The following is a 9,837-nucleotide window of genomic DNA, read 5'->3' as shown; positions in this document are numbered from 1 at the left end:
TGACATTACAGGATGGTAAAAAGGCGAAACCTAGTAAAGTAGAGAGAAGTGCCATAGATACTGGCTTTATCGTCTTCAATGAGCGCACCTATCCCAATTTTTTTCGCCTGCTTTATGAGCTGCAAGTGCCTTTTCAAGCAACAGACATGAGTTTTTCGGTAAAAAATACCGCGCGTCGTTTTGAATATAACGGTCATACGCTCAATACTTTATTGTCACAGCGTAAGAATGTGCTCAACCCAAAGTTTTGGCAATTTATCAAAGATATTCTACAGTTCAATAAGCATATCAAACAGCTACGCCAGGATTATGAAGAGACTCGTGCGCAAGGACAAGATATCAGCAAATTCACTGAGCAAACACTGGGTAGTTATCTCAGCAAACAAAGCTACAGTACGCTTTTTATGGATAACTATCTGCTGCCAATGGTTTCTGCTATTTGGTCAACCAGCCTACGCGAGGTAGAAGATTTTCCATTGGTGTTTTTTGCCCAGTTCTTTGATAACCATGGTTTGCTCGATGTGGTCAATCGCCCGCAATGGTTCACGATTCAGGGCGGCTCAAAACAGTATGTGAATAAACTGGTCACTCGATTTGTTAAAGCTGGCGGTAAGGTAAAGGTAAATTGCCCAGTGCAGTCGGTTACTCGTAACGCCGCACAGGATAAAGACAAAGTGTTGCTAACGCTTCAGGATAAAAACAATATCAACGGTGAGGTTGAAAGCCTTATATTTGATGAAGTTATTTTTGCTTGCCATGCAGATACCGCGTTGAAGATTTTACAAGATGCCAGTTTTGATGAAACTGAGGTGCTAAGTCATTTCCGCTTTACGAAAAACACCGCAGTATTGCATACCGATAGCAGCGTTTTGCCCAAAAAGCCATTGGCATGGGCCAGTTGGAATTACCTGATAGAGGATAAAGGTTCTATTAAGAGCTCTACTAAAAATGTTAAAGAGCCGCAAACCGCAGTAAAGCCAGTATTGACTTATCATATGAATATCTTGCAACGCTTGACCAAAAAGCATAACTATTTAGTCACCCTCAATCATGAGGTGGATGAGAATCAGGTTATCAAGCAGATTGACTATAGCCACCCTGTTTTTGATAAGGCGATGATTGAGGCGCAAACCAAATGGTCGAATATTTCGGGCAGTGGTCTGCATACGCATTTTTGCGGGGCGTATTGGTTCAATGGCTTTCATGAAGATGGTGTGCGTAGCGGCCTACGTGTTTGTCAGGCACTAGGAGCTGACATTGATATAAAAGATGAGGTTAACCCAAGCCATCTGCCTGATGTCGATAGCGCGCATACGCCGTTTCGCTATAGAGATTTGCCGGTTAAAGCAGATACCAAGCCGCGCAAACTTAATAAGCGTCAAGTTACTACAGCGACCACCAATCAGGAGCTGGTTGAGTACGTTGAGCATTTACAGTCTGCTGTTAACGATAACGAAACATATAAGGATTACGAACCACAGAAAAAGCGCGGTTTATTTGGGTGTAAAACCAATGAGCACTAAAGTAAATAATAAGGAGAAAGCTATGTCTATTGAAGACGGTTTATCCGACAGTTGCTTACCCCATCAGCTATTTCATGGGACAACATGGCACAGTCGCCTGCTACCAAGTGTGCATAAATTTGCCTATCCATATCGTTATTGGGGCATCAATATCAGCGCGTTGGCAGCGGGGAAGGTACTTCCTGAGGTAGGTATAGCCATTTTTGGTAAGGCTAATTTTGTTAAAAATAGATGGTTAAAAGAGCTACCGTTATTCTCAGCGAAGAAAAAAGCTTTGCAGCAATTCTGTCCTGATGATTATTTACAAGGACTAAATTCACAAGGGTTAAATTCACAAAGGCGAAATGTACAACAACTAAATAGCCTAAGTGATAATGAAAATGACGATAGCCGTTTAAATCCTATTCAAGCACTTAGTCATCGTTTGAGCCAAGCATTTACTGAGCAAACAGGTGGTGAGCCAACAGGCGATATCATTGGCATAGTTGTTTGCCGCAATGCTGGTATTTATTTTAGCCCCGTCAATTTTTATTTGGGTTTTGATAAGCAGCAGACGCCGACTCATTTATTGGCTGAGGTGTCTAATACGCCATGGGATAAGCGGCATTATTATGGGTTTTTATTAGCAGGGGAGAGCACTGAGTTCTGTCACGATAAAGACTTCCATGTCTCACCCTTTAATCCGATTGACCAGCTATATCGTTGGCAAGTTAAGATAAAAAGCCAGCCAGATAACGGCTTGCAAGTTCGTATTGCTATCGATATCAGTGATGAGCGCGGTGAGGTGTTAAAAACAGGGATAAAGATGTCAGGCGTCCCAATGACTGCGAGGATGATTCGCAACAGCCTACGTAAAAACCCATTGATGAATGTGACTTCGTTAACGCGTATTTACTGGCATGCTTTTAAGCTTTATGCGATTAAAAAAGTACCCTACATTAATTATGATGAAAAGCTAGCCGATAGTCAGCAGCAAGCTGATAAAAAACCTGATGTTGAAAAAAATAAACACTAAATCAAAAAACTTTAAGCACCTAAGTTTAAGCACCTAAGATTGAAATACATGCCATTTAAACAAGGATAAGTAGACAATGTCAGTACGACCGACCGATAGAGCACCCGCTTCAACACTAGCCAAGATGACTACCAGCATCAGCCAAAAAATCAATGAAAGCGCTATCTTACAACCTGTCAGTGACGGGATCAATCAAGTCGCAAGAAAATTGATATTTCGTGCGTTACAGCATATTCAGTTTGGTAGCCTGACTATAATCGAAGCGTTTGGCGAGCAAGCACCTAAGACAAATAACTTTGGAAGCGTCTCTACTAGCACAGCAAGCAGTTCAGCAGTGGGCCGCCATTCGTTAAATGTCACTTTGATGATTCATGATAGTGCTGTCTATCGTCAGTTGCTACTTGGGGGCTCTATTGCTTTGGCAGACAGCTATATCAATGGTGAGTGGGATACAGATGACTTGACCGGATTGATTCGGTTGGCGGCGCGTAACTTGGCGGTACTTAATAAACTTGAGAGCCGCTTTGCGGGGGTGAGTAAGGCGTTCGAAAAAGCCAAGCATCAACTGCGTAAAAATGATAAATCTGGATCTAAGTCCAATATCTTAGCGCATTACGATTTGGGCAATGATATGTATCAGCGTTTTTTAGACGATACCATGATGTATTCATCAGCAGTTTATAAAAACACTGAAGCAACATTGGCTGAAGCGCAGCAGCATAAATTGGCGCTCATTTGTCAGCGGTTGCAACTCTCTGCTGATGATCATGTCATCGAAATCGGTACAGGTTGGGGTGGTTTTGCGATTTATGCCGCCACACATTATGGCTGCCAAATAACGACAACAACTATCTCGGATGCTCAATACGAAGAGGCACAGAATCGTGTTAAAGCGGCAGGTTTATCAGATAAAATAACCTTGCTGAAACAAGACTATCGCGAGCTGACAGGACAGTATGACAAATTGGTCAGTATCGAGATGATTGAGGCGGTCGGGCATGAGTATTTGCCGACTTTTTTTTCTAAATGTAATAGCCTGCTAAAGCCCACGGGGTTGATGGTATTGCAAGCGATTACTTTTAATGACCAAAACTACCAAGATTATATAAATTCGGTTGATTTTATTCAAACGCACATCTTTCCTGGTGGTTGCTTACTGTCCAATCAAGAACTAAACAATCAGTTTACTGAGCAGACCGATATGGTTATTAAGCAGCTACATGATTACGGTTTTGACTACGCGCATACGCTGCGGGATTGGCGTGCTGCCTTCATGGGGCAGCGCGAAGAGATAGTCGCGCTTGGTTATGATGAGACATTTATCCGCTTGTGGGATTTTTACTTCTGTTACTGCGAAGGTGGATTTTTGGAGCGGACGATCGGTGTGGTGCAATTGACAGCGGTGAAGCCAGATAATATTGATATCATGCATTTCTCTGACTTGCCATTGGCAATTTAATTATTGTAGATAACCACTTCATTGAGTCGTTAAATTGAGCCAAACATCTACATCGCTGTGCCGAATGTTTAGCGACCATTATAAAAGGATATTATTATGGGTTATGTATTTATTTATATTGCAGCCGTTGCCATATTTTTGGGTATTGATGCAGTTTGGCTCAAGACTATGACCGGTCTTTTTTATGAAAAGCGTATCGGACATTTGCTTGCCGATGAGCCTAACATGATTGCAGCTGGCGTGTTTTATATGTTTTATCTACTGGTGCTGTGTATCATTATTCTCTATCCACAAATCAAAGCCAATGCTTCACTGGGTCATATTTTCTTATTAGGTGGTTTGATAGGACTGATGGCTTATGGTACTTATGACTTTACCAGTTTGGCGTTGTATAAAGGCTATACCTTAGATACAGCCTTGGTTGATTTTGTCTGGGGTGGGTTATTAACAGGAACAGTCAGTACAATTGTGGCTTGGCTTGCATACCGTTTTCACTGGTTAAGTTGAGGGCATGTCGTCTGATAGAACACTCTATATTTACCCCATAAAAACTATTTTTATCGGCTACTTATTTGCGCTATCTCAAAAGCTACTGTATAAATAAGATTCTGAATAAATAGGTTTTTGATAACGGTAAGGAATATTATGTCGCAATACAACACCAGCTCCACAGCTAAAAAAGCACCTTTAAACCATGAGCTATATATGTCGGTGCTGATGACGCCCGATATGGCCAACTTCATTGGTAATGTGCATGGCGGTGACTTGCTAAAGATGCTGGATCAGGTCGCCTATGCTTGTGCCAGCCGGTATAGCGGTAGTTATGTGGTGACGTTATCAGTCGATCAAGTGATGTTTCGTGAGCCAGTGTACGTTGGCGAATTAGTCACTTTTGCGGCAAGTGTCAATTATGTTGGTAAAACCTCGATGGAAGTGGGTATACGTGTCGAGGCAGAAGACGTCCGCGCTCGTACTGTGCGCCATACCAACAGCTGCTATTTTACCATGGTGGCCATTGATGATAACGGCAAACCAACACCAGTGCCTGAGCTTGAGATTAAAAACCCCATGCAGCAATGCCGCTTTGATGCAGGCCTAGAGCGTAAAAAAATGCGCATGGAAGACTCACATCGCCCCAGTTGTGGTATCGACGAAATGATTAGTGAAGACCTAGGCGGCAAAAATAAAACTGACCATGACACAGCTGACAGATATATGGTTGGAGAGCTGACGACTCATCAATCTAATAGTAAAAAAGATACACTTTAAGAAGAAGTTTTGTAATAGTTAAAAAACCAAAACTTAAACAAAGTCTCACGAAAACCTTACTGATAATAAACGGGTTTTCGACTAAATTTAATGGTTATTAAGATGAATAAAGACAGTTAACACTTAAAGTTGAAAAGTTAAATTGTGTTTATCTATTCTATACACTATGGATTGAGACTTACATGAGTTTAAAAAAACCAAAACCCGATTCAAAACCTCAACCCATACCGCGTGGTAGCTATACTCGCGGTACGGGTGGTTCTCAATCTGATATCGGCCTCAGTGCTGTAGTCGATACATCTACTAAAACTCCCCCTCATACGGAGCCTACGCCTAACAATAATGGCAAAAAATCTGGTTCACTAATCACTGTGCTGATTGCAGTGGGTGCCAATCTTCTTATTGCCATCGCCAAAACAGTGGCTGCATTTATGACCGGCTCTGCTTCTATGATTGCGGAATCAGCACACTCGTGGGCAGATGCAGGCAACGGCACTTTACTCATTGTGGCAGAAAAGAAAGCTGTCAAACCCGCCGATAAAAGCCATCCATTAGGCTATGGCAAAGAGTCGTATGTGTGGTCGATGATTGCCGCCTTTGGTGTCTTTATGGCAGGCTCAGTTGTCTCTATTTATACCGGTATTACTGAATGGAATGCGCCTGAAGCCGAGACTAATTATACCATTGGCTTTATTGTTTTAGCGGTTGCATTTTTGCTTGAAGGCTTCTCTTTGGTGCAAGCTTATCGACAGAGTAAAAAGCAAGGCGAAGCGCTTAATGTCAGTGCTATCGGTTATGTCATTGATACGTCCAATCCAACCTTACGAGGTGTGTTTTTTGAGGATTTGGCAGCAGTGATTGGCTTGGTCATAGCGGCAGCAGCGATGGGGATGCATGCTTATACTGGACAGCCGTTTTGGGATGCACTTGGATCGATCGTTGTAGGGATATTGCTAGGTGTGGTCGCAGTTTTTTTAATCAGCCGTAATCGTGACTTTCTGGTAGGACATAGAGTCTCAGACAAAATGCATTGTTATGTATTAACCGAACTACTCGATCATCCAGATATCGATAGTGTCTCTTATCTACACTTAGAGTGGGTTGGACCTAAAAAGATATTTATGGTGGCAGCAGTTGATATTGCTGGTAACCAACAAGAGCAAACGATCGCACAAAAAATCGAAGATATCGAAAACCAGTTCCGTGACAATCCAATATTTCAAGAAGCTATTTTGACGCTGTCAGTGCCCAATGCTGAAGTTCTGCATTTGCCTAATAGCCAAGCCAGTAACACTAATATGATTGGTTAAAAGTAAAAGAGACGCGCTTGTTATAAAGTGCCGCTTCTACCCGCGTAAAAAAAATGGTCGTCTAATTAGACGACCATTTTTTTACTAAACTTTATTATTTCAAGGCTTTATTGTTTCAAGCGATGAATCATCTTCTTATTTGTTAGGCGCATTGGCACCGATGAACCAAGCATCTTTATCAATAGTGCGGCTCACTTCTGTCAATAGGTCCGCAGTATCTTCATCACCGGCGTCACCAGCAGTATCGATTCCTTCACGCAATGAGGCTGCAATGGTTTTATAACGATTGGTAAGCTCACGAACGTGCTCATCTACTTTAGTAATATCAGTAGGGTAGGTCTCTAAAATAGAGTCTTCAACGACACGTTTTGAGATACCATTGGCTTTACCGCCGAGGATAACAATGCGTTCAGCGACCGTGTCAAAAGCCTCAGTCAAACGATCATAGGTCTCATCTAATAATTGATGAACGCCAATGAAACCAGTACCTTGTAGATTCCAATGGCATTGTTTACTGTCCATACTTAAATCAATCAGATTGGCTAAATTAGAATTTAACAAATCTACCATTTTTTTTGCAGTTTCGTTATCTATTCCACTCGCGTAACGTTCTCTCATATTTTGCTCCGTTATTTATTAAGTTTATTTTATTGATTTGAATGTTTAACGTGTTGTTATTGGTTTCTTGCTTATGTACTACTTGTTAATTCATGATCAATAATAGCAGCTTAAATCGATGTTGGTAGCATTGAGTGTTAGGCTTTATTGGGTGCTCGTGTAATGACTTTGTTAACCGTGAAAGACTTTGTAATTTTAGCGGATGCTGTGTGCATTTTTTATAACTATTTTAATGTTTTTTATCAAAAGTAAAGTAGGCGTTAGCATATTTAAGAATGCATGTTTCGCCAGTGGTAGGCTAGATAATAACGCTTGATTGTCCTTTAAAAATAGATGGTTAGACCCCACATTGTTATAAACCTTAATAAGAAGAAAGCCATTATGCGAATGCCTGAACCGCGCTCGTCGCGTCAGTTAAACCAATTGGCCACTCAGCTACAGGGTGAAGCTGAAATTAGTGGTGTCAATGCGTCTGGGACGCAAATATCAAGTCGTGCCTTTGAGATGGTCACTGATTTTGAGCCCGCTGGTGATCAGCCGCAAGCAATCGAAAAGCTGGTCAAGGGTATCAACACTGGTATGGACGAGCAGTTGCTATTGGGGGTGACGGGTTCTGGTAAGACCTATACGATGGCAAAGGTCATCTCTGAGTGCCAACGTCCGACTATTATTATGGCGCATAATAAAACCCTAGCTGCCCAGCTATATGGTGAGTTTAAGTCGTTTTTCCCCAATAATGCGGTGGAATACTTCGTCAGTTATTATGATTATTATCAGCCGGAAGCTTATGTGGCTGCTAGTGATACCTTTATTGAAAAAGACAGCGCCATTAACGATCATATTGATCAGATGCGCTTGTCAGCGACGCGTGCACTCCTTGAGCGTCGTGATGCGATTATCGTCGCGTCGGTATCGTGTATCTATGGTTTGGGCGATCCAGAAAGCTATCTTAAAATGCTACTGCATGTCGTCGTTGGTGACAAAATAGACCGTACCGCGACGATTAAGCGTCTGGTCGAAATGCAATATACACGTAATGAGCTAGACTTTGGGCGCGGTACGTATCGATTACGCGGCGAGCTATTGGATATTTATCCTGCTGAGTCTGAACAGTTGGCGGTACGTGTGCATCTGTTTGATAATGAAGTTGAAAAAATTACGTGGTTTGATCCTTTAACAGGAAAAACGGTGCGTAGCGTGCCGCGTATTACCATTTATCCAAAATCGCATTACGTAACACCGCGTAATAAATTAGAAGCTGCTAGCCATACCATTCGCGCTGAGCTTGAGCCACGCTTGGAGTATTTCCGCGATAATAATAAATTGGTTGAAGCCCAGCGTCTCAAAGAACGTACGCAGTATGACCTTGAGATGATTCAACAGCTCGGCTACTGTAACGGTATCGAAAACTACTCACAGCATCTCTCTGGACGTCCATCGGGGGAAGCGCCGCCGACTTTGTTTGATTATATTCCAGAAGATGCTTTATTGTTCCTCGATGAATCACATGTGACCGTTTCGCAAATTGGGGCGATGTATAAAGGCGATAGATCGCGTAAAGAAAACTTGGTCAATTATGGCTTTCGTCTACCGAGTGCGATGAATAATCGGCCAATGAAGTTTGAAGAGTGGGAGCGTATCAAACCAAAGACTATTTATGTCAGTGCCACGCCTGCATTATATGAGCTTGAACACAGCGAGCAAGTGGTCGAGCAAGTCGTGCGTCCAACCGGACTGATTGACCCTGAGATTGAGATTCGTCCAGTATTAACGCAGGTCGATGATGTGCTATCGGAGATTACCAAACGCCGTGAAAAAGATGAGCGCGTACTAATCACGACCTTGACCAAGCGTATGTCAGAGGATTTGACCAGTTATTTGAAAGAGTACGATGTCAAAGTTGCGTACTTGCATTCAGACATTGACACCGTTGAACGCACGCAAATTATCCATGAATTGCGTACTGGCGTGCATGATGTGTTAGTCGGTATTAATCTGTTGCGTGAAGGCTTGGATATGCCTGAGGTGTCACTGGTGGCGATATTTGATGCCGATAAAGAGGGCTTTTTGCGTTCTGAGCGTGCGCTGATTCAGACCATTGGTCGTGCTGCGCGTCACTTGAATGGTAAAGCCATCCTTTATGCCGATCGCATCACCAACAGTATGCAAAAGGCAATTGATGAGACCGATCGCCGCCGCGAAAAGCAAATTGCCTTTAATATCGAGCATAACATCACCCCAAAAGGCGCGCGCCGTAGTATCACTGATAAAATTGATACAGGCGATGACCTTGATGCCAATGATAATCAAGCGATTCCGGTCAAAAGTAATCTGCCCGATGTAGATATCAATATCCTACGCAGTCCTGATTTACTTGCCAAAGAAATCAAGCGTTTAGAAAAGCAAATGCAACAGATGTCACGTGATCTTAAGTTTGAAGAAGCCGCGAATACTCGTGATAAAGTGTTGGAATTAAAAGCACATTTGATTTAATGGATAAAGCTAAAGTTTGAAAAAATGAGGACGGGTTACGAGGGTGACTCGTTTTTTTCGTTTAGTCTGATGTATAAGGTTGATATAGGCTTTTACCAACCTCAAACGTAGTTTTACATATTCCATCTTAAAAACCAGTTATACATCTTA

The 9,837-nt window shown here is 42.2% G+C and carries 8 protein-coding genes; 7 read left to right on the top strand and 1 reads right to left on the bottom strand.

The window, feature by feature from the left end:
• The 6 genes from ACT3TU_RS12760 to ACT3TU_RS12735 all read left to right on the top strand — a co-directional run.
• The coding region (locus ACT3TU_RS12760; protein WP_444784460.1) for an NAD(P)/FAD-dependent oxidoreductase at positions 1-1,523 on the top strand (1,523 nt) is incomplete at its 5' end.
• 22 nt (positions 1,524-1,545) lie between these two features.
• Positions 1,546-2,538: a DUF1365 domain-containing protein gene (locus tag ACT3TU_RS12755; protein ID WP_444784459.1), complete on the top strand. Its 993-nt coding sequence runs from the start codon at positions 1,546-1,548 to the stop codon at positions 2,536-2,538.
• 76 nt (positions 2,539-2,614) lie between these two features.
• Complete coding sequence (locus tag ACT3TU_RS12750; protein WP_444784458.1) at positions 2,615-3,997, top strand: class I SAM-dependent methyltransferase; 1,383 nt, start codon at positions 2,615-2,617, stop codon at positions 3,995-3,997.
• Between the two features lie 96 nt (positions 3,998-4,093).
• Positions 4,094-4,504 (top strand): DUF2177 family protein, encoded by a 411-nt coding sequence (locus ACT3TU_RS12745; protein ID WP_192522624.1) that lies wholly within the window; start codon positions 4,094-4,096, stop codon positions 4,502-4,504.
• Between the two features lie 138 nt (positions 4,505-4,642).
• Positions 4,643-5,266 (top strand): acyl-CoA thioesterase, encoded by a 624-nt coding sequence (locus tag ACT3TU_RS12740; protein WP_444784457.1) that lies wholly within the window; start codon positions 4,643-4,645, stop codon positions 5,264-5,266.
• 182 nt (positions 5,267-5,448) lie between these two features.
• Positions 5,449-6,576, top strand: coding sequence for a cation diffusion facilitator family transporter (locus ACT3TU_RS12735; protein ID WP_444784456.1), 1,128 nt, complete (start codon positions 5,449-5,451; stop codon positions 6,574-6,576).
• Between the two features lie 135 nt (positions 6,577-6,711).
• On the opposite strand, the gene dps is transcribed toward ACT3TU_RS12735, so the two are convergent.
• Positions 6,712-7,194 carry a DNA starvation/stationary phase protection protein Dps gene (dps, locus tag ACT3TU_RS12730; RefSeq protein ID WP_444784455.1) on the bottom strand — a complete coding sequence of 161 codons (483 nt, stop codon included), beginning with the start codon at positions 7,192-7,194 and terminating at the stop codon, positions 6,712-6,714.
• Between the two features lie 381 nt (positions 7,195-7,575).
• On the opposite strand from dps, the gene uvrB reads away from it, so the two are divergent.
• Positions 7,576-9,687, top strand: coding sequence for an excinuclease ABC subunit UvrB (gene uvrB / locus ACT3TU_RS12725; RefSeq protein ID WP_444784454.1), 2,112 nt, complete (start codon positions 7,576-7,578; stop codon positions 9,685-9,687).
• Positions 9,688-9,837: the final 150 nt, after the last annotated feature.

The sequence above is a fragment of the Psychrobacter sp. AOP3-A1-26 genome, assembly GCF_052378235.1.
In the GTDB taxonomy this organism is placed as follows: domain Bacteria; phylum Pseudomonadota; class Gammaproteobacteria; order Pseudomonadales; family Moraxellaceae; genus Psychrobacter.
The sequence above is the reverse complement of the archived record's forward strand: the minus strand, read 5'-3'. Positions and strand labels throughout refer to the sequence as shown.

What these genes read in the sequence shown, in the direction of transcription:
- ACT3TU_RS12755 (WP_444784459.1), top strand. Translation starts at nt 1,546, where the DNA reads ATGTCTATTGAAGACGGTTTATCCGACAGTTGCTTACCCCATCAGCTA.
- ACT3TU_RS12750 (WP_444784458.1), top strand. Translation starts at nt 2,615, where the DNA reads ATGTCAGTACGACCGACCGATAGAGCACCCGCTTCAACACTAGCCAAG.
- ACT3TU_RS12745 (WP_192522624.1), top strand. Translation starts at nt 4,094, where the DNA reads ATGGGTTATGTATTTATTTATATTGCAGCCGTTGCCATATTTTTGGGT.
- ACT3TU_RS12740 (WP_444784457.1), top strand. Translation starts at nt 4,643, where the DNA reads ATGTCGCAATACAACACCAGCTCCACAGCTAAAAAAGCACCTTTAAAC.
- ACT3TU_RS12735 (WP_444784456.1), top strand. Translation starts at nt 5,449, where the DNA reads ATGAGTTTAAAAAAACCAAAACCCGATTCAAAACCTCAACCCATACCG.
- dps (WP_444784455.1), bottom strand. Translation starts at nt 7,194, where the DNA reads ATGAGAGAACGTTACGCGAGTGGAATAGATAACGAAACTGCAAAAAAA.
- uvrB (WP_444784454.1), top strand. Translation starts at nt 7,576, where the DNA reads ATGCGAATGCCTGAACCGCGCTCGTCGCGTCAGTTAAACCAATTGGCC.